Source organism: Desulfovibrio desulfuricans DSM 642 (assembly GCF_000420465.1).
In the GTDB taxonomy this organism is placed as follows: Bacteria; Desulfobacterota; Desulfovibrionia; order Desulfovibrionales; family Desulfovibrionaceae; genus Desulfovibrio; species Desulfovibrio desulfuricans.
The window spans coordinates 206,105-229,069 of record NZ_ATUZ01000013.1; the positions used below are offsets into that span (position 1 = coordinate 206,105).

The following is a 22,965-nucleotide window of genomic DNA, read 5'->3' on the forward strand; positions in this document are numbered from 1 at the left end:
ACAAGGAGCGCTGTATGGCTGATATGCTGAACAAACTGAAACGTGCCGATGAAGATATGCTGCTCGAAAACCTTTCGCGCCGTGGATTCATCAAGGTAACTTCCTGCGCGGCTCTTGGGCTGGCCACGCTGCAAGCTTCCGAGGCCCTGGCCACCATGAAGGCCTCGCCGCTGGTGATTATGGAAAAAGCAGCCGGCATGATCGTGGGCGATCCCACCCTCTGCGTGTGCTGTCAGCGGTGCGAGCTTGCCTGTACGGAGTTTAACGATGGCAAGGCCGACCCCAAACTTGCGCGCATCAAGATAAGCCGCAATGCCATGTTTGGGCCGGAGGGCGGGCTGGAAAACACCACCAAGGGCATTTACGGCTCAGGCTCGCTGGTGATCCAGGATACCTGCAAGCAGTGTCCGCACCCGGTGCCCTGCGCTACGGCCTGCCCGCAAAATGCCATCATCGCCCAAAAGGGCACGGGCACGCGCATGGTGCTCAAAGACCGCTGCGTGGGCTGCCGCCTGTGCCAGAAGGCCTGCCCCTGGGGCGTGATGACCTTTGATGAAGAGCAGGGCAAGGCCGACAAGTGCTTTTTGTGCAATGGCGCGCCCAAGTGCGTGGATGCCTGCCCGGCAGCCGCACTGCGCTATGTGCCGTGGAGCGACCGCACCCGCGAGGCCACCACTCGCGGTTCGTTCTCGCTTATGGTGCCCGATGACCGCCGCGCCGCCTGCAACGCCTGCCATGTGGAATCGCCCGGCGGGCCGCGTAACCTCAAATACGAGCAGTAGCGCGCACCCCTTGCACCTTGCAGAACGAGGCGCAGCGGGCATTCACAGGAAGTACGCTCCATCAGCGAGCCGGAGGAATTTATGGCAAGGAAATTTGGCGGTTATCAGGGTAAGGGCCTGCGGGTCAATCTGAGTACGGGCCGCATCACTGTTGAAGACACCTATCAGTATCTTGACCTTATTGGCGGCACGGGCCTTGGCTACAAGGTTTTTTGGGACGAAGTCGCGCCCAAGACCAGGGCTTATGACGAAGCCAACAAGATAGTTTTTGCCGTGGGGCCGCTGGCCGGTACGGGCGCTTTGTGCAGCGGACGCACGGCGGTTACAACCATCATGCCTGTTTCGTGGCCGCAGCACCTCATCGGTTCCGGTCACATGGGCGGCAACTTTGCCGAGCACCTGAAATACGCGGGTTACGACTTCCTCATCATTGAGGGTAAGGCCGAGCGCCCCGTGTGGTTGCATGTGCGCGATGGCAAGGCGTGGCTCAAGGATGCAAGCCATGTGTGGGGCCAGGGCACCCGCCGCACCACCCGCGTTATCAGCGAAGAAGTGGGGGCTGACGGTACAGTTGCCGCCATCGGACCCGCCGGTGAAAATCTGGTTCCGTATTCCGTGGTGGTCAACAGCCGCGCCCACACCGCAGGTTGCGGCATCGGGGCCGTCATGGGCTCAAAGATGCTCAAGGCCATTGCCCTTCAGGGCAGCCAGCCCGTGCACATCGCGGGCGACAAGGCCGATTGGGAAAAGCTCATCAACTACCACCGCACAATCATTGGCGCCAACAACCAGCATGTGGTTCCCAGCTTTCCAAGCCCCCTTTTCGAGTTCTGGAGCGCGGGCTCCCGCTGGGTGGGCGCGCCGGGCAAGCGCTGGGGCGCTTCTGAAGCCCCCGTCACCCTCACAAATGATGTGCGTTCGCTCAACCGCATTTCATACCGCACCAATAATGCCGCCTATTTTTTGGGCGACAACGTGTGGCAGTACACCGTGCGCAACAACGGCTGTTTTTCCTGCCCCATCCGCTGCTATACAGTGATGAAGGACGAAGACACGGCGGCAAAGTTCGGCGTCAGCCCCATCCAGTTCAATACCTGCGTGGGCATGTTTGGCGGGCGCGAGTGGTTCCCCAAGCTTTCGCGCAAAAAGAGCGATCTGGCGCGTCAGGCCGGTTTTGTGGGCATTGAACTCATGGACGACCTTGGCGTGTGGGAAAACTACGGCCAGCTGTTCCGCGATTTCAGCACCATGTATGAAGACGGCATCTGGAAGCAGAAGCTCGGCGCGGACGAATACAAGTCCATTCCCTGGGAAATGGTGGACGCCTGCAATCCCGAATTCATCAAGACTGCCGTGCACCGCATTGCCTACAAGGAAGGCGAATTTGGCGAACTTTTGGGCATGGGCACTGGCTATATGCTTGAAAAAATGGGTATTCCCGAAGAAAAGTGGAAGGACGACCACCGCACCGTCTACTGGAAGATGGGGCATCCCAAGCATCACGCCAACGAGGACGATGGCCAGACCGGGTGCGTCATCAACACCCAGTACAACCGCGACCCCATGTGCCACTCCAACTGCAACTTTGTACGCAGCGGCCTGCCCATTGATGTGCAGAAGCGCCTTGCCGAGCACTTTTGGGGTTCTGCCGACGCGGTGGATGCCATCGGCGACTACAAGCCCACCAACAAGTACAAGATGATCCGCGCCAAGTGGTCCATCGAGCGCAAGGAACTGCACGACATGCTTTCGTTCTGCAACTGGATGGGGCCGTGGATTTCCACCCCCAACAAGCAGGATGGCTACATGGGCGATAACAGTCTTGAAAGTAAGTATTATCGCATTCTTACCGGCCATAATCTGGATGTGAAGGAACTGGACCGCTGCGCCGAGCGCGCCTTTAACCTGCATCGCGCCTACACCGCGCGCCAGATGCAGACCACGGACATGCGCAAAAAGCACGACCAGTACCCCAACTGGCTGTTTGAAGACAAAAAGAACAAAGCTCCCTTCACCAAGGGTACCATCCGCATGGACAAGGCCGATATCGAAAAGAGCCTCGACCTGTTCTACGAAGTGCAGGGCTGGGATGTGAAATCCGGCCTGCCCAGCGCGAACCACTACCGTTCGCTGGGCCTCAATGACGTGGCCGATACCATGACCAAGGAAAAGCTGGTCCCCGGCGCGTAACCTTGGAGAGTCTATGAGCATTCAGAATCAGGCCCAGAATCAGTCGCAGACGGCCGCCCCCCTTGCCGGGGGCGGCGCAGTCGCCCCGGAATCAGACCGGATCGGCGCAGCCGTCCAGAAAATAGAGCAGACCGGCGGAGCCGCCCCGGTCGAAGAGGCCGAAAGCCGCCGACTGGTGGACCAGCGCAAGGCCGACAAGGTTCTGCTGGTGGAAACACTGGCCGATTTCAGCAGTGATGAACGCCTTGTGACCGCCGATGAACTGCTGGCCGCTTTTATGGAACGCGCGGCGCTTGCGCCGCCCGTTACCGTTGCCCAGGTGCGTCAGGAGCTGGAAGCTTTGCCCGACCCGCGTTTTGAAGGGCCGGATTCCCAGACCGTGACCGCAGATATGGCCCGCATCAAGGCCATGGAAAAGGCCCAGCCCGGCTCTGCCCCTGACCCGGAAGTGCCGGGCCTGCGCAAAACCCGCCGTCTGCTGAGCCGCAGGCAGTTGCTGAGTTCGCTGTTGCATCCCGCAGAGGCGCTGGCGGAGCCAGGATTTGACCCGGCGCAGGCACAGGAATCTGCACCCGCAGCGGAACCCGCAGAGGTCGCTGCCGCTCCCCGTGTGGTGGAGCGCGAGTACGCGGCGGCCCTGCTGGCCGAACTGCTGGCCGAAAGTGAAGACGTGGCGGCTTTTACCGCCTGGGACAGCAAGGAATACTATCATTACAAGCCGCAGATGAGCAGCCTGTATGCGGGTATTCTTTCCACAGCCAACAACCGTATGGTGCAGGTCGCCAGCGTGGTGCGCGACAGCTCGCGCGACTACCCCCGGCCTGTGCCCCTTGAGATATTTGAATACCCGCCTTTTCTTTTTGAGGCCGAAGCCTTGCAGCAGTGCCTGCGCGATATGGCGGAAACCGGGGAATACGCGGACATTAGGTTTACGGAAAGCTCCGTGGGCACGGTGTATCTGTATTCCACCCGCTACCTCGATGAGGATTACGCCGCCTTTCTGGCGGAAAAAGAGGACGTGGGGGCCATTGCCAGCCCATAGGCCGCAGGGGCGTGTTTACGGCGCCGCCTTGGCGGCTTGCCCCACGGCAGACATGGGGCATGAAATGATGCAATGCGCAAGCAGGGGAGGATCGCCATGCGGCGCAGACAGTTTTTGAAAATATTGGGCCTCGGCGGCGTGGCCGGAGCAGCGCTTCCCGGTGCTGCCGGGGCAGCCCCCTTTGTCTATGACGGCAGCCCCGATGCCGTGGGCGTGCTGCACGATTCAGTGCGCTGCATCGGCTGCCGCAAGTGCGAGGAAGGCTGCCAGAAGGTCAATGCCGATGTGCTGCCGCCTCTGGAAAAGCCCGCTGACGACAGCTCGGTATTTGAGCAGACCCGCAGGCCCACATTCAAGGCATATACGGTGGTCAACAGATATCAGCCGGAAGGGCATGCCCCCGTGTTCCGCAAGTTGCAGTGCAATCATTGCCAGGAACCGGCCTGCGCTTCGGCCTGTTTTGTCAAAGCCTTTGTAAAAACGGAGGAAGGCCCGGTAGTGTATAACCCCAAGCTCTGCGTGGGGTGCCGCTACTGCATGATGGCCTGTCCTTTTTACGTGCCTGCCTACGACTACAACAACGCCTGGAACCCTTTGGTGTACAAGTGCACCATGTGCGCCCCGCGCCTCAAGCAGGGGCTGTTGCCCGGCTGTGTGGAAGCCTGCCCCAAGGAGGCTCTGGTCTTTGGGCGGCGCAGCGACCTTGTCAAACTGGCCCGCCGCCGCATCATGGACAATCCCGGCATGTACGAAGACCACATCTATGGCGAGCATGAGATGGGCGGCACCAACTGGCTCTACCTCTCGCCCGTGCCGCATGCCGATCTGGGGCAGCCGGATGTGCCCGCTGTTTCCGCGCCGGAACTTACGCGCGGCATGCTTGGCTCCATCGCCGTTATTGCCGGTATCTGGCCGGTGATTCTGGGCGGCGCGTATTCCATGAGCAAGCATTACAAAAAAATGGTGGAGCAGGCCCGTTGCGAAGGTGCGCAGCAGGCAAAAGGCCAGAGCTGCGCTGACGCCCATGCAAAAGACAGCGCACAGGCCTGCGGCTGCAAGCCCGCTGACCATAATCCTGAAAAGGGCCAGGGAGGCGGACAATGCTGAAGCCTTCGGAACTGCTGAAAAATACGCTTGGCCTGCTCAACACGCCGGGCAACATCATCACCGCCGTCATATTGTTCTGCGGAGCCGTGGCCACGGTCATGCGCTTTGGCTGGGGCATCGGCGCGGTCACAAATCTTGATGATTACTACCCCTGGGGCCTGTGGATCGGCTTTGACCTCCTGTGCGGCGTGGCTCTTGCTGCTGGCGGCTTTACGCTGGCGGCGGGCTATTACATCTTCGGCTTCAACAATCTGCGTTCCATGTGGCGGCCCGCGCTGACCACGGCTTTTTTCGGCTACGCCTTTGTTATTGCCGATCTGCTGTACGATGTGGGCCAGCCCTGGCGGCTGCCGTATCCCGTCTTTGTGTCGCAGGGCACCACATCACTCCTGTTTACCGTGGGCGTGTGCGAGTTCTTTTACCTCTGCGTCATGGCTGTGCTGTGGTTTGTAATCCCCTGCGAGTGGCTGGGGTGGAACAAGCTGCGCGCCATGCTCATGAAGCTGATCATGCCGCTGGTGGCGCTGGGCATCATCCTTTCCACCCTGCACCAGTCTTCTCTGGGCGGACTGTATGTGATGGTTCCCTCCAAGATGCACCCCCTGTGGTACTCGTCATGGCTGCCTGTGTATTTCTTTGTGTCGAGCCTCTATGCCGGGCTGAGTATGGTGATCTTTGAAGGCACGCTGGCCCACGCCGGCATGCACAAGTACATGGACGAGAACCACGCCAAGAGCTTTGACGGCGTGAGCCTGAGCCTTGCGCGGGGCGCATCGCTGGTGATGATGGGCTATTTTGTCATCAAGATCGGCGGCCTCACGCTCGACAATGGCTGGAAGTACGTGTTCAGCGGTTACGGCCTCTTGTGGCTGCTGGAAATGGCCCTGGTCATCGTGCCTGCCTTCATGTTTGCCGTGGGCGTGCGCGAGCGGCGTTACGGCATGATCCGCCTTGCGGCGGGGCTGGCTGTGTTTGGGGTCATGCTCAACCGCATGGACGTGAGCCTTGTGGCCTACAACTACAATCTGCCCACCCACCTCAAGTATTTTCCCTCGCTGGGCGAGATCACGCTTTCGCTGTTCATGCTGGTGGGGCTTGTGACGGTGTACCGCTTTGTGTGCGCCAAGATGCCCGTTTTGCGCGATCACCCTGATTACAAACCCGAAGCCTGACAGGGAGGACGCCATGCAAACGGTATTTTATTCGCTTTACGCATCCCTGATGTCCGGCACGGGCTGGATGTTTATTTTCATCTGCTTTGCCCTGTTCGGCCTGCTGGGCTTTTACCTCTTTCTGAACGGCAAGGATTAGGCTGGAGCACGTTATGACAACGCTGATATCCTTTCTCACTGGCTGGGGGCTGCTCATATCCCTGCTGGGATGTCTGGCCGGGTGCGTGCTGCGCCTGCGCCAGTGCAAGGCCAGCGGCTGCAATCCCGCGGATTTCGCGGCCCGCTGGCGCGCGCGCCTTGTACCGCTTGATCTGCTGCGCGGGCAGTGGCCTGTGCGCGTGCTGGTCAACGACGCCATTTTCTGGCTGGTGTTTATGGCTCTGGTGGTGGTGCTGTTTGCCCCCGGCCATGCGGTGCTTATCGGGCGCGGCCTGGGCTTTGACTGGCCGGGCATGGCCTTTCGCTGGGCAGACGGCCTTGCTGTGCTGCTGACGCTTGGGGCGCTGGCTCTGCCGTTGCGTCACCTGCTGCTGGCCGACCTGCGCGCTGCCGCCACCAAGGCGGACTGGCGGCTTATGGCTCTGCTGGTGCTGCTGCCTTTCTCGGGCCTGCTTGCCCGCTCGGGCATACCGGGGTATGGATTCTGGCTTTTGCTGCACCTTGTTGCCGGGCATGTTTTTTTGTGGTGTGCGCCCCGTTGCCAGTTTGCACGGTTGCTGCGCTGATGGTTTTTCTGATCAAAGTCCCCAAGGGGGAGTTAATGCGAACCATATGTAGTACAGCCCTCGTTTTTGCTTGCGCCATGCGGTTTGTGGCTGCCAGCGCGTTGGTTGCTGCGGCGCTGTGTTTTTCTGCTGTTGGTGTTCAGGCCGCTTCTGCGCCTCTGGCGGGCAACACCATCTACCTTGGCGGTCAGCGCGCCAAGGAACTGAAAATGCCTGTTGTGGCCTTTAACCATGCGGCCCACGCCAAGGCCAACGCCTGTGCGAGCTGCCACGCGGCTGATCCCGGCGTGGAGAAGAACAGCGCTGGCCTGCCGGTCAATATTATGCAAACGCCTGTGTTCAGTGCCTTTGCTGGCATGAATTCCAGCGATCCTGCCGCGCGCAAGGAGGCCTTTCATGCGGCCTGCGCCACGTGTCACGCGCAAAAGGGCGCTGGCCCGTCCCTTGCGCAGTGCCGCGACTGTCACACCATTGCCGATGCCGCAAAGCTGCCCGTGCAAAAGCCTTACAAACCGCAGATGGACGCCTCCCTGCACCAGCGGCATCTGACCTCCGGCGCGTTCCCTGTAAAGGCGCAGCCCGGTCTGGCCCCCGGAGCAATCCTGGCGGAGAACGATCCTCAGCGTTGCGTGACCTGTCACCATGCCAAGGATTTTTCACCCACCTTGCCGCCAAATATCGATTCATGCCGCACCTGTCACGAAAGCGGCCCCGGCTCGGCACTTGCCACCAGGGATGCCGCCTATACGCCGCCGCCCCTGCGCGCCGCCGCGCATGAAGTGTGTATGAAGTGCCACGCCTCGCTGGCGGAGCAAAAGCTGCCGCACGGCCCTGTGGACTGCGCCACCTGTCATGACAAGGCGCGCTTTGAGGCCTTGCCCCGCTTTGAGGCCAGCCCCTCCATCATGACCATGAACAGGCCCACGGGCGTGGTGCTGACCGACAAGGTTACGCCGCCTCAGGTGCCGCTTTCGCCTCTGTATCCGCAAGGGCCAAAATGGCCTACGGTCATGCCTGCCGTGCCTTTTGACCACGGCCTGCACGAAAGGGCACTCAACTGCGTGGATTGCCACCACACCAGCGTCAAGCAGTCGTGCATCACCTGCCACACGCCCAGCGGCGACCCCAAGGGCAAGAATATTCCGCTGGCGCAGGCCATGCACTCTGTTACGTCCAAAAACTCCTGCGTGAACTGCCACACCAGCCTGACCACCTCCGCGTCGGAATGCGCGGGTTGCCATACTCCAAGGCCCGTGAGCAAGAGCGGCAGTAACTGCGCCTTCTGCCACCGCGCCGCCCCCGGCGTGAAGGGCACTGTGGGGCTGATGCTGCCCAGCAATCTGCCTTCGCCCCAGGACGCAGAGAAGGCAAACGGAACTGTTGGGCTGGATGCCCCGGCCCTGCCGCAAAACCTGCCCGCCCAAAATGCACAGCAGAACGCCAAGCTCGCGCCCACGGCAATCCTGCTGCCCGTGGACGCTGCGGTGAAGGCTGCGCAGCAGTCTGCCGACGCTTCGGAAGCAGCGCTTGCGTCTTCTGCCATCCTGTTGCCGCCGCCGGACAAAAATCAGACTGCAAAGCCCGACCCTGCAGCCAACGTTGCTGCGACCAAGGCCTTGCAACCTGCGGTAACGCCGCCTCCCGTTCAAGGCGCTCAGCCAGCCGTTGAGGTATCTGACGCGCCCAAGCTTGGGCCTGTCTCTGACGGCCTGCCCGAAAAGGTACGCATAGAACTCATGAGCAGGGAATTCCGCCCAGTGGACTTTGCCCATGCGCAGCATCTGCAAAAGCTGCGGGCTGGCATTGGCCGCAAGGCCGCAGGTCTGCAAGGCATGCATGCCAAGGATGGTCTGGAGTGCGCCGCCTGCCACCACAACAGCCCGCGCCTTAAAGAGGGCATGACCCCGCCGCGCTGTGTTTCGTGCCATCCCGCAAATCTGCCCGCAGGCGTAACCACCATGCCGGACGGCAGACCACTGCTCAAGGCTGCCTACCACCAGCGCTGCATGGACTGCCACACCCGCATGAAGCTTGAAAAGCCCCGTGCAACGGATTGTCAGGCCTGCCACATCAAGCGTGACCCGGCGGAAGCCCCGGTCTGGTAAAAGGCCACGGCAATCATAAATGAAAGCATGGCGGCAAAGGTATTCCCTTTGCCGCCATGCTGTTTTTATAACTCCCTGAGGGAATGACCGCTTACCCGCCAAACTGGATCATGTGGAAGCGCCGCAGCATGGCCGGGGGAATTTCTGAAACCCAGTGCCCGGTGCCCACGGCCCAGAGGTACGCGGCAAAAAGCAGCACAAGGCAGCCAGCGGCAACTGTCCAGAAGGGCACGCGGCTGCGGGCCGCAGAAAGGTGGAGGCAGTCTTTTTGCGGGCAGGCTTCAATACAGGCGGTGCAGCCAAGGCATTCCGGCGAATTGACGCGCGTTTTTTCGTGTACGGCGATGGCCGAAGGGCAGGCGCGCTGGCAGCGGCGGCAGCTTGTACAGGTGGCCGCATTGCGGCGCACCGCCACAGGGCTTGCCAGAGCCAGAATTCCCAGAAACGCGCCGTAAGGGCAGAGAAAACGGCACCACGCATTGCGCGCCACGAGCGAGGCCGCCACAATCACGCCAACCACAATCAAGGTGGTGGTTGAAGCCCGCAAAAAGAAAAACAGCATGCTTGAATCGGCCACCATATTGAAGGGCGCGCCCATGAAGGCATCAATTTCGTCCACGCTCATGGCAAAAAAACTGAAATAACACAGTAATGCCAGCGGAATATACTTGATGGCCTGGAGCGCCAGCTCCAGCTTGCGCGGCGGATTGCGGTTCAGGCCCAGGCGCTCGCCAAGGCGGCCCAGCAGGTTGGAGGCAAGGCCCACAGGGCAGATATAACCGCAAAATCCCTTGCGGAACAGCAGGGACATGAGGGCGATTGCCAAAAAGAGCGTCAGCCCGGCAGGGTGCACAACGTCCCACATGCCGGTTTCAAACAGGCGGCGCGCGGCCATGAGTTCACTGATGGGCAAAAAGCCCTCCACCGAGGGCGGTTTGGGCGTGAACGTCTGGCTTTTTCCCGTGGCCCACTGCACGTAGAGGTAAAAATTCCAGCCCACCCAAGCAAGAAAAATGGCGAATGCACCTTGTATGCCGCGCCGGAGCAGGGTGGGGGTGAGGCGGCGTTTGGGAGACTTGCTTGCGAGGGGGGTATACGCTGGCGCTGTAGGCCGTGCAGCCTTTTGCGCGGAATCGGCAGATTGGTTCATGGCGGAATATCCTTTCAGACTGTTCAGGTAAACAATTGCGCCACTGGTTGTGTCACCATTGCGTATGGCTGTCCATGACCGGCATCACATGCTGGCTGGCATCCCGTGGCGCGAGGGCGGCAAGGGGAGCGTGGTCACGGAACTGCGCGGGGCATCGCGGATAATACCCTTACGACATTAACCTGCGCGGGCCTTGTTTGCCCCTGCGCGCCGCCGTATGCGGGGCCTCAGCTGGCAGCTTGATTTTGAACGCCGCCTTGGGGTAGAATGCCGGGTTATTCATGCTGTGCCTGCGTGAATTCTTTACTTTCGCGGACAAATATCGCATTGTCTGGCGACACCGAAAACAGGCTCAGGAACCATCGCATGATTCAGGTAACCAATCTTGGCAAGCTCTACGGAAGTCACCTCGTGCTGCAAGAGCTCAATATGCACGTGCACGAGGGGGAGATTTTCGGCATAGTGGGGCATTCCGGCGCGGGCAAGTCCACCTTGTTACGCTGCCTTAACGGCCTGGAACCCTACCAGATGGGCAGTGTCAAAGTTATGGGCGTTGAAGTTGCCTCCCTTGAAGGCACGGCCCTGCGTATGCTGCAAAGCAAAATGGGCATGATTTTTCAGAATTTTAATCTTATGTCCCGCAAAAACGTGTTCGACAATGTGGCCTTTCCGCTTTCGTTGTGGGGCGTTGCCAAGCGCGAAGAGCGTGTTATGGAGCTGCTTGAGCTTGTGGGCCTTGCCGACAGGGCCAAACAGCGTGTGCAGAACCTGAGCGGCGGGCAAAAGCAGCGCGTGGGCATTGCCCGTGCGCTGGCGCTCAATCCCCGCGTGCTGCTGTGCGACGAGGCCACCTCCGCCCTTGATCCCAAGACCACTTCGTCCATTCTCGACCTGCTGGAAGACATCAACAGGCGGCTCAACCTTACCATCATCATGGTTACGCACCAGATGGAAGTGGTCAAACGCCTCTGCCACAGCCTGCTCATGCTGGATGGCGGCAAAACCGTGGCCATGGGCAAGACGGAAAATCTCTTTCTGTCGCCCACCAAGGAAATGCACGCCATGGTGGAGGACGAGTATACGCTCATTCCCGGCGGCACCAACATCCGCCTTATGTTCCCGCGCGAGATTTCGCAGCAGAGCGTCATCACGCAGATGGCGCGCACCCTGGAAATCGATTTTTCCATCGTTGGCGGCAAGCTTGAACGCTACCTCGACGATGTTTTCGGCTTTCTTATCATCAACGTGCAGGACAAAGACCTGGACGCAGTGCTGCATTATCTGAAAACGCAGAACCTGTTCTGGGAGATTCTGGCCTATTCTGAAAACGCGGGTGAACAAGCATGATTGAGAACATGAGCGGCCTTGCGGCCTACTACCCGCTGTGGGAGCGGTTTCTGGACAAGCTGCCGGAAATTATTACGGCAACGTGGGAAACGCTGGACATGGTGCTGCTCTCCACGCTGTTTTCGCTCATTTCGGGCTTTTTGCTGGCTATCCTCATGATCGTCACCAACCCCATCGGCCTCAAGCCCAACCGTTCGGTGTATCAGGCCGTGGATTTTGTGGTCAATCTGCTGCGTTCCTTCCCCTTTATCATTCTGCTCATCGCGCTCATTCCCTTTACCCGTTTTGTGGTGGGCACCTCCATTGGCAGCGCGGCGGCCATCGTGCCGCTGACCATCGCCGCCGCCCCCTTTGTGGCGCGGCTTATCGAAACCTGCTTTCTTGAGGTGGACAGGGGCGTTATTGAGGCTGCGCGGTCTTTTGGGGCCAGCAACACGCAGATCATCTTTCGTGTGCTGATTCCTGAAGCATTGCCTTCCATTGTGCTGAACGTGGCTGTTATCGCCATTACGCTGCTTGGGTATTCGGCCATGGCCGGAACCGTGGGCGGCGGCGGGCTGGGCGATCTGGCCGTCAAATACGGCTACAACCGCTTTCAGGTCGATATCATGGTGTATTCGGTCATTATTCTCTGCCTTCTCGTGCTGCTCATTCAGGGCGTCTGCAATTTTCTGTACAAGATTTTGCGGTAGCCCTGCGGCGGCGTGTGAACTTTTTTACCCTTTACCCTTGCAGGAGCGCTTATGAAACGTCTGCTTTTGTCTCTGGCCATGGTTCTGGCGCTGGCCGCCCCCTCGTTCGCCGCTGAAGACATTGTTGTCGGCGTGACCCCCTTCCCGCATAAGGACATTATGCTGGCGGCCAAGCCCCTGCTTGCCAAGGAAGGCTACAACCTGGTCATCAAGGAATTTACCGACTACGTGCAGCCCAACATGGCGCTGGCCAGCAAGCAGCTCTTTGCCAACTTCTTCCAGCACGAACCCTACCTTGACAACATGAACAAGGAAAAGAAGCTTGACCTTGTTTCCATCGGCAAGGTGCATATCGAACCCCTGGGCGTGTATTCCAAGAAGATCAAAAAGCTTGCCGATCTCAAGAAGGGCAACAGCGTCTCCGTGCCCAACGATCCCACCAACGAAGCCCGCGCCCTGCGCCTGCTGGAAGCCAACGGCGTTATCACCATCAAGTCCGGCGCGCTCGTTACCGTGGCCGACATCACCAAGAACCCCCTTGGCCTCAAGTTCCACGAACTTGACGCGGCCCAGTTGCCCCGCACCCTTGACGACGTGACCGCCTCGGTCATCAACACCAACTTTGCTGGTGAAGCCGGTCTGGTGCCCTCGCGTGACGCCCTCGTGATGGAAGGCAGCGAATCCCCCTACGCCAACATCATTGTTGTGCGCAATGAAGACAAGGACAGCCCCAAGGCCAAGGCCCTCATGAAGGCCGTGCAGTCCCCTGAAGTGAAGGAATACATCCAGAAGAATCTGGTTGAACGCGGCATCGTGCCTGTGTTCTAGAGCAATTTCATCTTGAAATTGCTCTGGCGGCTGCGTGAGCAAACGCCCGCCACGGTGGTGTAAGCGCAATTTATTTGCGCTGTTAAGCACCGGAGTTGGCGTCTTTAACGCTTGGAGAATGTATATTCTCAAAGTTAAAATGCTCTAGTATTCGTTTTACGGCGTAAATTAAGGCAGCCGCCTTACGGTTCCAGATGGAGCTGTAAGGCGGCTGCTCTTTTGCACCCTTGCCGCGCTGGGCGGTCGGCAAAAAATGCGCTAGGGCAGGGGACGAACCTGCTTCAAGTCTTCGCGGGGGATGGTGTGGGTTTTGCCTGTGTCGTCCTCAAAGCTCACGGAATCGTTTTCGGGATTGATAACGGGCTTCTTGGTGCCGATGTAGATGGTGTAATCCTTGGTAACGGCAATGTACTTGGAGCCACAGGCGGTGAGCATAAAGGTGCTCATCATCAGGGCAAGGATCAGGGCGATTTTTTTCATGCGTAACATCCTCGGCTGTTGCAAAAAATATGGGCCGTTGGCGGGCTCGTTCATGACGCGGTAAAGCGCATACACCCAATCGGAATGCTTGCCAATACGCAATGCGCGCAGTATTTTTCATGGCGTAAAATATTCATGCCGAAACAGCTTGCGGGTGCCTCGACCCATAATGGTCAGCCCCCACTCCACATCCCTTTTGGCATAAGGAGCAAAAGTGAGCAGTTATCCGTATAAAAAGATAGATGCCTTTACCTCGCATTTTTCGTCTGGAAACCCGGCAGCCTGTTTGTATCTTGAAAAAGGGCGGCCCCTGGCGGATAAGGACATGCTGGCTGTGGCCAGGGAGCATGAAGGCTTTGTATCAGAAGTGGTATTTTGCGCACCGGTTGAAGACGCGCACTATCATTTGCGCTATTATTCTTCTGAATGCGAGGTTGCGTTTTGTGGGCACGGCACCATTGCCTGCATGTACGATCTGATCGCCAACGACCCCATGCTGCTGCAAAAACCGGAAATAACCATCACCACAAGCAAGGGCGGCCTGAAGGTTTACAACGAAATTTCCACCTCCGACGCGGTGTTTATTACAGCGCCAGACAAGGTTGAACTGCCTGTAAAGCCACACAGGGACGCCGTCGCGCAACATCTGGCTGTTTCAAATTCAGAAATCAGAAAAGATCTGAATGTGGAATGTATTGATGCTGGCCTGCGCACGTTGATTGTGCCCATTGCCTCGCTGGAAACAGTCCTCGCCATGCACCCGGATGAAGCAGCGCTGAAGCAGTTTTGCATCGACAGCGATGTGGATATTATTCTTGTTTTCAGCTCAGAGGTTGCATGTAGCCAGAATATAATGCGTACACGGGTTTTTGCGCCCCGCTTTGGCTATCTTGAAGACCCGGCGACAGGGTCGGGGAATTCGGCTTTTGGCTATTATATGCTTAAAAATTCCCTGTGGGACGGCAGCGCTGTTTCAATCGAACAAAATGGGGAAAAGGTGGCGTTTAACGTGGTCAAGCTGAAGGAAACAGCGGGCAAAGTGCTGTTTGGCGGCAGTGCGACAATCAGAATTGAGGGCAGATATTTACTCTGACCTTTGCGGTTTTGTTGCCGAAGCCGCACCTGCAAATAAACAAAGGATTGCGCCTGATTATAGGGTGCAGTCCTTTGTTTATTATTGAGTGTTGCCGTGCGTGATTTGTAAAATACGTGTGCGGCGTTACGCCGCCGCTTGCTGACTGGCCCTCAACTGCCGCAGATAGGCCGGGTACCACTGGGTAAATACGGCCACACCTATGAGCAAGGTGTAGGAGATCAGCTCGTAAGTAAGTTCTGAAAAAAAGAGCTCCTTCATTTTCAGCCACGCCAGCAGGGCATTGCAGGTGAAGGCCCCACCCCAGACAGAAGTAATAATCATGTTTGTGCGCAGAAAAATGGGGGAATCCCAGAGCGCCGGATCGGTGTGATCCCTGGCGTAATCGAGGGTAAACGGCTTGCGCATGACGACCCCTGCCCATGTGCCAAGCGCCAACGCACCATTGGCAAGCACGCCCATGTACCGCACTGTCCACATGTTCTGGAAGCCGATCACAAGCACGGATGCCGCGCTAAAAAAGGCCAGCCCCACCCACAGTATCACCCCTCGGTGCAGCTTGAGCACACCCATGAGGATGCTGAGGGCCAGAGCGATGCCAAGGCCAAGCTCCAACCGAAACAGGCTGCCGTGCGCAATGATCAGAAACGACAGCCAGGGCGCGAAGGCCAACACCAGCTTCAAGAACCCCATCATGGTATTTTCTCCAGAGCAAAGATTCCGCGCAGTGCCGCAACAAAGTGCCCCCAAAAGTCAGATCTAAAAAACGGGGGGTGCTATAACTAACTGAATTTTTATAATCTTATGCCCAACTTTTCTTCCAGCTTGCGGCTTGCGGCCACAAGGGCAGTCGTCACCGCTAGGGTAATGGCAATGTTCAGCAGCACAAAGGCAACGGGCGGCAGTTGCAAGGGCTTGTAAAGCCACATGAAGACCAGCAGGGGCGTTGGCAGATGAAAAAGATAAAAGCGAAAACCGTTGCGCTCAAACCAGGCAAAAGGCGCAAATGACTGCAACAGCGGGTACAGCCCGGCTGTGAGCAAGAACATATGATACACCAGCAGGGCGCAGAGCAATGAAACAATCCAGCCGCTCACAGGCGCGCCCGCATAGGGCCACAGCAGAACGATCAGCGCCGTGAGCCCAAGCCCAAGTGCCAGCGGGCGGGTGCGGCACAAGGCATTGAGGGCCTCGTGATTTCTGAACGCAACAATGCCCATGTAGTAGCAAAGAATGAACGAAGGCGCTTCCCACAGGCAATACCACTTGAGCCAGCCGCCATAGTTCTGCAAGTACAGCGCGGCCACAAGGGCCACCATGCCGCCGGTAAGGGCCGTGTCGCGCCCCAGCTTTTGCAGCACCCACAGGGCGATAATCCAGAACAGGGTGAGCCAGAACAGCACCAGCAAGAACCACAGGTGGTCTGTAAACAGGCCGAGTGAAACGGATTTCCATGTTTCAAGCAGTGTTGCGTCCGCCGGATGTCCAAACGCGGGGATGGAAAAGAGCGTGTAGAGCGGGGCTACCCAGAGCATGCCCACGCCAAACCAGGGCAGCAGGAGTCTGCGCCCCCTGTGCAGCGCGTGTTGCAGGGGGGTGCGCTTGCCGGCATCCCACGAGGCGGCAAACAGAAAGCCCGATGCAAACATGAAACACTGGATAAGGGTAGAGCCGGAGATGGCCGTGAACAAATCTGCCCAGGGCTGCGGGGTATCCGCATAGAGCTTCCAGAACGGAAAGGGCGTGGCGTAAAACATGACGCAGTGCATGACCACAACCAGAAAAAGGCACTTGGTTTTCAGCAGGGCAATGTGGGGATAGTGCATTGGGGGCGGCCTTGGTGGAAGTATGCGAAATAGCACCCGGAACAATGCCCGACAATAACGTGACCCGCCGCGCAGGGCAAGCGGGTTGCATCTGCGCGGCGGGCCGAAAACGTCTGAGTATGTGTTGGCAATGGCAGGGGCGGGAGCCAGGGATTAAGCCTTGGCCTCCGCAATCCAGCTGGCGACCTCATCCCCAGTGGGAACCCTGCCCGTGCATTTGATCTGGCCGTTGACCATCACCGCCGGGGTGGAGATGATGCGCGCCGCCATGATTTCTCTGAAATCAGATACCTTGAGCACCGAAATTTCACCGCCTGCCTGTTCCGCAGCCTGATGCACCACGTTTTCCGCCTCTACGCAACGCGCGCAGCCGGGGCCGAATACCTTGATTTCCATTTGTTTTGCTCCTGAAAGTTATGCCAGGAATGCTCCTGTCAGATTGAACAGCCAGCCCACCAGGGTGAACATAAGCAAAAGATAACCCACAAAAACAGCCAGCAGCTTGCCTGTCATGACCTGCCGCAGCATGAGCATTTCCGGCAGGCTGACCACAACCGTGCTCATGCAGAAGGCCAGAGTGGTGCCGATGGGCAGCCCCTTGGTCAGCAGGCTTTCCATAACCGGGATGATGCCCGTAACGCTGGAATACAGGGGGATGCCCAGCAGGACGGAAAGCGGCACCGACCACCACTCCCCGGCGCCAAGATGCTCGGCAAACCAGTTTTCCGGCACAAAGCCGTGCAGGGCCGCGCCCAGCCCAACGCCGATGATCACCCACTTCCACACGCGGCGGAAGATGGTGGATGTTTCAGACCAAGCAAAATCGTGCCGATGGCGCAGAGTGATCTGCGGGGAGCAGGCCGGGGCGGCATCCGTGCCGCTGGCTTCTTCCGCCTGCGCGGGCATGTTGGCCATGGCCTCAAGAATAAAGGGGTGCAGCCAGCGCTCGGCCTTGATGGCGTCCATGAGACAGCCGCCAATGATGCCAGCGATCATGCCCACAACCACGTAGGCCACGGTGATCTTCCAACCCAGCAGGCCCCACAGTAAAACAACGGCCAGCTCGTTGATAAGCGGCGAGGTAATGAGAAAGGACATGGTGATGCCCATGGGGATGCTGGCCGTGGTGAAGCCAAGAAACAGCGGTATGCTTGAGCAGGAGCAAAATGGCGTAATCGCGCCAAAGGCGGAGCCGAGAAAATAGCCTACACCCTTTGCCTTGCCGCTCAGATAATCGCGCACCCGCTCCACGTTGAGCCCTGCCCGCGCCCAGGCAATGGCGTAGATAAGCGCTGCCAGCAGGAGCAGAATTTTTGCCGTGTCATAGAAAAAGAACTCCACGGATTCCGCAATGGGCGAGCCAGGGGCAAAACCCATAAGGCCCACAGTCAGCCAGTGCGCCGCAGGCTGGATGACGGAATAGGCCAGCCACCACACCGCGCCGAGGGCGGTAATAGCCGCAGCGTATCTGAGGTTCCAGGCGCGCGCTTCTGGCGCTTTGTGGGGCTGCACCGCATTGTTTTTGCAGCAGCATTTTTGTTGAAGAGGCGTGTTCATGGCGAGTGCCTTCATTTTGATATTTGTTGGATAGTTGGCTTGTTGAGGCGAAAAAAAGGGCAGCGCCCTTATATTCATAATTTCGGGAGGATGCCTGGTAATACGCCGCTCGCCGTCCGGAACTTCTGGCATTCGCCGGGGTTGGCGGAGCAGCATTCTGACGTCAGATAGGCAATCACTTCAAGCATCAGGGGGATGCTGGCCTTGTAGCGCATAAATCGTCCCTCCTTTTCAACCGTAACCAGGCCGCTGTGCACAACGGCCTTGAGGTGAAAGGAGAGGTTGGTGGATGGAATATCCAGCTGACGGGCGATTTCGCCAGCCACCAGCCCCTGCGGAGCGTTTTTGACCAGCAGCCTGAACAGGTCGAGGCGTACCTCGGACGACAGGGCTTCAAAGATATTGGCGGCAGTTTTGCTTTCCATAAAATGATATTTCAACATTAATTGATCAGTGTCAAGAGGACGAAAAAAGCTGCGGCAAACAAGCCTTCGCCGCAGCTTTTAAGTAAGTGATATATTGGGGCCTGTGGTGCGCCGGGCGCGCCATTGGCAGCGGTTGTGCCTTTCTAGGAACCGCTGTGTCCGTTGCCATTCCCATTGCTCATGGAGGCAATGGTCTCGCGCAGGTCGGCGGCCATCTGGGCCACTTCGCGGGCAGTGACGCCAAGCTCTGTCATGGCATTGGAAATATCCAGCGCAATGGAATCAACCGTGCCGATGTTTCCGTTAATTTCTTCAGAAGCGGCAGACTGCTTTTCAGCCGTGGTGGCGATTATGCCGATCATGTCTGCGGTCTGCATGACCTGGGAGACAATTTCCTGCAAGGCTTCTCCGGCCTGCGTCACAAGCTCCACACTCTGCCGTACGCTGGCGTCAGTTTCGTCCATCAGCGCAATATTGCTGTGGGCGCTGTCCTGAATGCCCTTTACGGCGGAGGAAACTTCCATGGTGGCCTGCATGGTTTTTTCCGCCAGTTTGCGCACTTCATCGGCAACCACGGCAAATCCGCGCCCTGCCTCGCCAGCGCGGGCGGCCTCAATGGCGGCGTTGAGCGCCAGCAGGTTTGTCTGGTCGGCAATATCGCTGATGATGCCAAGGATTTTGCCCACGTCTTGCGCCTTGCTGCCAAGATCGTGCAGCCCCGTGCTCATGGTGGTGGTGTGCTTGCGCACATCGGCTATGGCCTCAATGGAATGGTCGGTGATCTTCTGGCCGCTCTGGGCGCGTTGCCGGGCCTGATCGGCATTGCCGGAGGCATCGCCAGCGTTGCGCGCCACATCCACTATGGAGGCGTTCATGGCCTCAATTGCGGTGGCGGTTTCGCGTATTCTGTTTTGCTGGTTGGCTGTACCTTCGCTGGTATGGCCTATGCGTTCCAGCAACTGGTCGGATATATGGGCCAGGTGGGTGGCAATTTCGCCAGCATTTTCCGCCACTCTGGCAACCATGGCGCCGTTCTTTTCAATCTGGCGCTGATTCTTTCTGATCTCGGTAATGTCGTTCCAGAATGTTACCGAACCCATGAGGGTATTATCCATGTCAAAAAAGGGCGTGGCAGTAACCGTGACGTGGCGCAGGTTGCCTTTCTCTGTAGGGAGCTCCCGCTCGGCCACAAATTTTTTGCGGTGCAGCACGGCGCGCACGGCTGTGGTTTCGCGGTTTTCGTCATTCCACAGAAATCTGCCCGATGTCAGACCGAGAAAACTCTGGGGCTTTGCGGTTTTTTCCAGCAGATCGCACAGATGCTGGTTAAGCCAGAGAATTTTTTTGTCTGCGCCAATGATCAGGCAGGGGGCGGCAATGCCATTGAGCACGCCTTCTGAAAAGCCAAGCTTGTCTTTGAGCTGCGCCACCATCTTGCCAATGTCGGTGGAGAGCGTGGCAAGCTCGTCCTTGCCCTGCTGGTCAAATTCCACGGCAAGGTTGCCTGCGGCCACCTGCCCGGCATTGGCAACAAGCCGCGAAATCCGGCCAATGAGAAAATGGCGGATCGCCAGCACCGTAAAGGCAATGAGGGCCAGCAGGCCCACAGCCCCCATAATGGACGTGCGCAGCAACTGGTTTTCCATGGCAGTCCAGGCATTGGTGACGTCAAGTTTCATCACCAGCTGCCCGAGGATTGGTTCAGATTCGCCGTGGCAATGATGGCACCTGCGCTGGTTGGCAATGGAAAAAACGCTGCCCAGAATTTTTTTTCCGTTCTGGTCAATAAAAACGGCTTCTTCAATGGGCTGTTTGAGGCCGCGCATATGCAGGCCCGCCAGCTCCTTATCCGTTTCTACGGTGGCAAAATCCTTGCGCAGGGTGGTGTCGTCCGTGCTGTAGGTGATATTGCCCGTGTATGAGGTCATGTAGGCGGTAATATGCCTGAATTTACTTTTGATCTTGCCGAACTCGTCGGCAGTTCCCTTGTTGTCGCCCACAATCATGGGCTTTTCAATGCCCATGTAGATCAGCCCTGTTTCCATATGCGCGCTGGAGCGGATTTCATCAGTCATAAGCTTTTTAACCCCGGCATATTCCAGGGACATTATGCAGCTTATGACGAGAAACGTAATGGTGACAATAGATACAGTAATTTTGAAATTAAGCGATCTGGATAAAAGCATTGCTACCCCCGAACTAGTGCGCGCCGGAAAAGATCAGTGGCTTGAATTTGAAATCCTGAATCCGCTCGGGATTATGGCATGCCGTACAGGTTTCCACGGCAGGCTTTCTGCTGATGGATTGAGGGTCCTGGTTTTCCGCATGTTCGCTGCCTGGCCCGTGGCAGGTTTCGCAACCAACATCGGCCAGCTCCGGCGTTGTTTCTATGCTTTTGAATCCACCCTTGTTATAGCCTGTAGTATGGCATTCGTAGCATTTTTGAAGCTCGTGCTCCTTGAGCTTGGGCTTCATGATGGCTACGGAATTCCATGAATGGGCTTTTTTGGAATGCTTGATAAAAGAATTGTACTGCTCTTCATGGCATGGGGCGCAGTTTTTAGAACCAATGTAGGTTTTGGTGTTGTCTGCATTGCCCGTTTGAATAAAAAATAGTTGAATAAACGCTAAAAATAAGGCTGAAAGTAAACATTTTTTAGATAAATACAGCATCATCACGTTCTCTTTGATGGTTGTTTTTGCAGCCAGCCAGTAGCGCCAGTGAGGAGCGGAGACTTTGTCACTTCAAAAAACGTAAAGCCATGAATCGTGAATCTGTGCGGAAACCCTATAATTTTACGCGGGCAATGCCGCAGTATAGCAGTGGCTTTCGGCATGTTTTATTAAATGATTATGCCCAGTTTGAAATTTATGCTGTTTTTCCTGCTGTTATGGACGCTGATCAGGCCAAAGCCGCAGCTTTGCCTGGATGCGATGCAGACTCTATAATGCCGTTTTTTGACGTTATTATACCCATAAATTTGAAAATTGCACTCACTGATCAAGCAATGAACAAACCGAAAAGCGATAATAGTATTATTTATGGATAATTTTTTTTAATCTAAAAAAATATCTTCTTAGATTGTATTGGCAATTTTCTAAAATAGCGCCGAAAATAAGCACATTTTTGGGTGGTTAGCATAAAAGTTTTTTAAAGTGAATAGACTCCCGAAAGCAGGCAAGATCATGTCATAAATATCATGATAGTAAAGTTGCAATATGTGGAGCATTTTTTATGCAATACATAAAGTTTTTGGCACAATGTTGATTGAACACTGCTATCTTGTATCGTGTGATAAGAAAATATGTATAGAACTCTTTTTGCTTTTTATGCAAAAGCCATGAAATACAAATCATGGGCGCGGGTATGGTGCGTACGCGTGGAGGGATCCTGCTGGAGAAATGAACCTCCGCACGGATATTGACTGAATTGATACAGATTCTGGGGAATGGTTGATGCGGGGGGGGGGATGGCCTGACCGTATATGTTGCGATGGCCCGTGCCTGAAAGGGATCAGGCTTTGAGCGGCAGGGCGGCGCGTAGTTCGTCCACGCCAGCGAGGGTGACGGAGCTCAGCGCAACAATTTGCGCTGTCCCCGCGCTGTGCAGAAAGCGTCGTGCGCGTTCCGTGTTGGCTGCGTCCATGTCTGTCTTGCTGATGACGCCAACGACGGTGCGATTGAATATGCGGGCAAAACCCGGAGGGAAGGCGGAGGTGGGGCGGGTGGCGTCCTGCACAAAAAGAATGGCCGCGCATTCGGTGGCCAGGGTGATGAGGGCGCAGTAAAAGCGGCGATTTTCGAGAAATTCCGGCGGAGGAAAAACAAATTCTCCGGCGTATTCCACGGCCATGGTACGCCGCAGATCCGGCACGGTGCAGCCAAGCAGGCGGGCAACGGTGCGTCTGCCCACGCCCCTCTCACCCATAAGCATAATGCGGCGCACGGCAGGCCTATGACCGGGTGCAATCGGTCAGGTCGTAGTGGAGCACATCGCCAAAATAGCGCAGCACTTCACGCAGCCCGGCTTCCACGCTGGCGACATCGCCGGTGAGCAGCAGGGAGCCGCCAAACCTGTCCAGAAAGCCGATCTGCACATCGGCGGCCTTGGTGGCTATATCTGCGGCAATGATCACGCCTTCGCTGGGCGTGATGGTGAGGATGCCGATGGCGTCCGTTGCGCTTTCGTCAAGGCCGAGCTTGAGGGGAATGTCGCGCTGGGGGCTGGCGATAAGGTGCGCCAGAGTGATCTGCCTGCCCGGCACATACTCCTGTATGACGCGCTGCTTCGCTTCTTCCATGGTGCGGCTGCCTGTTTGCTTGAGGGAATGTTGATGGGCGCGCGGGGAGTCAGACTCCCCGCGCAAGGGGTTGCCCGAGAATAAACTGGTTAGAGCATTTCAACTTTGAAAAAGGTTAAATGCTCTAACGCTGCACGCGAGCG

At 57.3% G+C, this 22,965-nt stretch carries 24 protein-coding genes; 13 read left to right on the forward strand and 11 right to left on the reverse strand.

All coding sequences use genetic code 11. From position 1 onward, the window contains the following. The first annotated feature begins 14 nt into the window (after positions 1-14). From G449_RS0106455 to G449_RS0106490, 8 genes are all read left to right on the forward strand, one after another. Complete coding sequence (locus G449_RS0106455; RefSeq protein ID WP_022658495.1) at positions 15-782, forward strand: 4Fe-4S dicluster domain-containing protein; 768 nt, start codon at positions 15-17, stop codon at positions 780-782. An 81-nt stretch (positions 783-863) separates the two neighbouring features. Next, positions 864-2,972 (forward strand): aldehyde ferredoxin oxidoreductase, encoded by a 2,109-nt coding sequence (locus tag G449_RS0106460; protein WP_022658496.1) that lies wholly within the window; start codon positions 864-866, stop codon positions 2,970-2,972. A gap of 13 nt (positions 2,973-2,985) precedes the next feature. After that, positions 2,986-4,014, forward strand: coding sequence for a hypothetical protein (locus tag G449_RS0106465; RefSeq protein ID WP_022658497.1), 1,029 nt, complete (start codon positions 2,986-2,988; stop codon positions 4,012-4,014). 96 nt (positions 4,015-4,110) lie between these two features. After that, the gene (gene hmcB, locus G449_RS16295; RefSeq protein ID WP_022658498.1) at positions 4,111-5,121 is read left to right on the forward strand and encodes a sulfate respiration complex iron-sulfur protein HmcB; all 1,011 of its coding nucleotides are present in this window, start codon (positions 4,111-4,113) and stop codon (positions 5,119-5,121) included. After that, a complete protein-coding gene (gene nrfD / locus G449_RS0106475) occupies positions 5,115-6,293 on the forward strand; it encodes an NrfD/PsrC family molybdoenzyme membrane anchor subunit (protein ID WP_022658499.1) in 1,179 nt (392 codons plus the stop codon). Before hmcB ends, nrfD begins: the two co-directional genes overlap by 7 nt. 13 nt (positions 6,294-6,306) lie before the next feature. Beyond that, on the forward strand, positions 6,307-6,432 hold the full coding sequence (locus G449_RS18685; RefSeq protein WP_022658500.1) for a hypothetical protein: 126 nt from the start codon (positions 6,307-6,309) through the stop codon (positions 6,430-6,432). Between the two features lie 13 nt (positions 6,433-6,445). Further along, positions 6,446-7,018, forward strand: a complete 573-nt coding sequence (locus G449_RS0106485; RefSeq protein WP_022658501.1) for a hypothetical protein — start codon at positions 6,446-6,448, stop codon at positions 7,016-7,018. A gap of 35 nt (positions 7,019-7,053) precedes the next feature. Then, positions 7,054-9,123, forward strand: coding sequence for a cytochrome c3 family protein (locus G449_RS0106490; protein WP_022658502.1), 2,070 nt, complete (start codon positions 7,054-7,056; stop codon positions 9,121-9,123). A 91-nt stretch (positions 9,124-9,214) separates the two neighbouring features. Here the strand turns inward: G449_RS0106490 and G449_RS0106495 are convergent, their stop codons facing one another. Further along, complete coding sequence (locus G449_RS0106495) at positions 9,215-10,273, reverse strand: 4Fe-4S binding protein (RefSeq protein WP_022658503.1); 1,059 nt, start codon at positions 10,271-10,273, stop codon at positions 9,215-9,217. Positions 10,274-10,639: 366 nt separating this feature from the next. Here G449_RS0106495 and G449_RS0106500 point away from each other — a divergent pair, with 366 nt between their 5' ends. Genes G449_RS0106500 through G449_RS0106510 form a run of 3 tightly spaced genes read left to right on the forward strand, consistent with a single transcriptional unit; the run spans position 10,640 to position 13,140 of the window. Beyond that, positions 10,640-11,620, forward strand: a complete 981-nt coding sequence (locus G449_RS0106500; protein ID WP_022658504.1) for a methionine ABC transporter ATP-binding protein — start codon at positions 10,640-10,642, stop codon at positions 11,618-11,620. Beyond that, positions 11,617-12,312, forward strand: a complete 696-nt coding sequence (locus G449_RS0106505; RefSeq protein WP_022658505.1) for a methionine ABC transporter permease — start codon at positions 11,617-11,619, stop codon at positions 12,310-12,312. Before G449_RS0106500 ends, G449_RS0106505 begins: the two co-directional genes overlap by 4 nt. Positions 12,313-12,363: 51 nt before the next feature. Then, positions 12,364-13,140 carry a MetQ/NlpA family ABC transporter substrate-binding protein gene (locus G449_RS0106510; RefSeq protein WP_022658506.1) on the forward strand — a complete coding sequence of 259 codons (777 nt, stop codon included), beginning with the start codon at positions 12,364-12,366 and terminating at the stop codon, positions 13,138-13,140. 258 nt (positions 13,141-13,398) lie between these two features. On the opposite strand, the gene G449_RS0106515 is transcribed toward G449_RS0106510, so the two are convergent. Continuing rightward, positions 13,399-13,620: a YgdI/YgdR family lipoprotein gene (locus G449_RS0106515; RefSeq protein ID WP_051135392.1), complete on the reverse strand. Its 222-nt coding sequence runs from the start codon at positions 13,618-13,620 to the stop codon at positions 13,399-13,401. A 214-nt stretch (positions 13,621-13,834) separates the two neighbouring features. Here G449_RS0106515 and G449_RS18095 point away from each other — a divergent pair, with 214 nt between their 5' ends. Next, positions 13,835-14,713 (forward strand): PhzF family phenazine biosynthesis protein, encoded by an 879-nt coding sequence (locus tag G449_RS18095; RefSeq protein WP_022658508.1) that lies wholly within the window; start codon positions 13,835-13,837, stop codon positions 14,711-14,713. A 126-nt stretch (positions 14,714-14,839) separates the two neighbouring features. Here G449_RS18095 and G449_RS0106525 read toward each other — a convergent pair whose 3' ends face one another. The 7 genes from G449_RS0106525 to G449_RS0106555 form a co-directional block, all read right to left on the reverse strand. Further along, positions 14,840-15,409 carry a hypothetical protein gene (locus tag G449_RS0106525; RefSeq protein WP_022658509.1) on the reverse strand — a complete coding sequence of 190 codons (570 nt, stop codon included), beginning with the start codon at positions 15,407-15,409 and terminating at the stop codon, positions 14,840-14,842. Between the two features lie 98 nt (positions 15,410-15,507). Next, complete coding sequence (locus G449_RS0106530; RefSeq protein ID WP_022658510.1) at positions 15,508-16,539, reverse strand: acyltransferase family protein; 1,032 nt, start codon at positions 16,537-16,539, stop codon at positions 15,508-15,510. A gap of 153 nt (positions 16,540-16,692) precedes the next feature. Further along, positions 16,693-16,935: a thioredoxin family protein gene (locus G449_RS0106535; protein WP_022658511.1), complete on the reverse strand. Its 243-nt coding sequence runs from the start codon at positions 16,933-16,935 to the stop codon at positions 16,693-16,695. Positions 16,936-16,953: 18 nt separating this feature from the next. Next, on the reverse strand, positions 16,954-18,096 hold the full coding sequence (locus G449_RS0106540; protein WP_081640509.1) for a permease: 1,143 nt from the start codon (positions 18,094-18,096) through the stop codon (positions 16,954-16,956). Between the two features lie 74 nt (positions 18,097-18,170). Then, on the reverse strand, positions 18,171-18,521 hold the full coding sequence (locus G449_RS0106545; protein WP_027180771.1) for an ArsR/SmtB family transcription factor: 351 nt from the start codon (positions 18,519-18,521) through the stop codon (positions 18,171-18,173). Positions 18,522-18,664: 143 nt separating this feature from the next. Then, positions 18,665-20,629, reverse strand: a complete 1,965-nt coding sequence (locus G449_RS16300) for a methyl-accepting chemotaxis protein (protein WP_022658514.1) — start codon at positions 20,627-20,629, stop codon at positions 18,665-18,667. A gap of 91 nt (positions 20,630-20,720) precedes the next feature. Continuing rightward, positions 20,721-21,197, reverse strand: coding sequence for a cytochrome c family protein (locus G449_RS0106555; protein ID WP_022658515.1), 477 nt, complete (start codon positions 21,195-21,197; stop codon positions 20,721-20,723). A gap of 86 nt (positions 21,198-21,283) precedes the next feature. Here G449_RS0106555 and G449_RS0106560 point away from each other — a divergent pair, with 86 nt between their 5' ends. Beyond that, positions 21,284-21,571 carry a hypothetical protein gene (locus tag G449_RS0106560; protein WP_022658516.1) on the forward strand — a complete coding sequence of 96 codons (288 nt, stop codon included), beginning with the start codon at positions 21,284-21,286 and terminating at the stop codon, positions 21,569-21,571. Between the two features lie 464 nt (positions 21,572-22,035). Here G449_RS0106560 and G449_RS0106565 read toward each other — a convergent pair whose 3' ends face one another. Together G449_RS0106565 and G449_RS0106570 are read right to left on the reverse strand one after the other, a co-directional pair. Beyond that, a complete protein-coding gene (locus G449_RS0106565; RefSeq protein ID WP_034605172.1) occupies positions 22,036-22,455 on the reverse strand; it encodes a EutP/PduV family microcompartment system protein in 420 nt (139 codons plus the stop codon). Between the two features lie 19 nt (positions 22,456-22,474). Beyond that, positions 22,475-22,822, reverse strand: coding sequence for a BMC domain-containing protein (locus G449_RS0106570; protein WP_022658518.1), 348 nt, complete (start codon positions 22,820-22,822; stop codon positions 22,475-22,477). Positions 22,823-22,965: the final 143 nt, after the last annotated feature.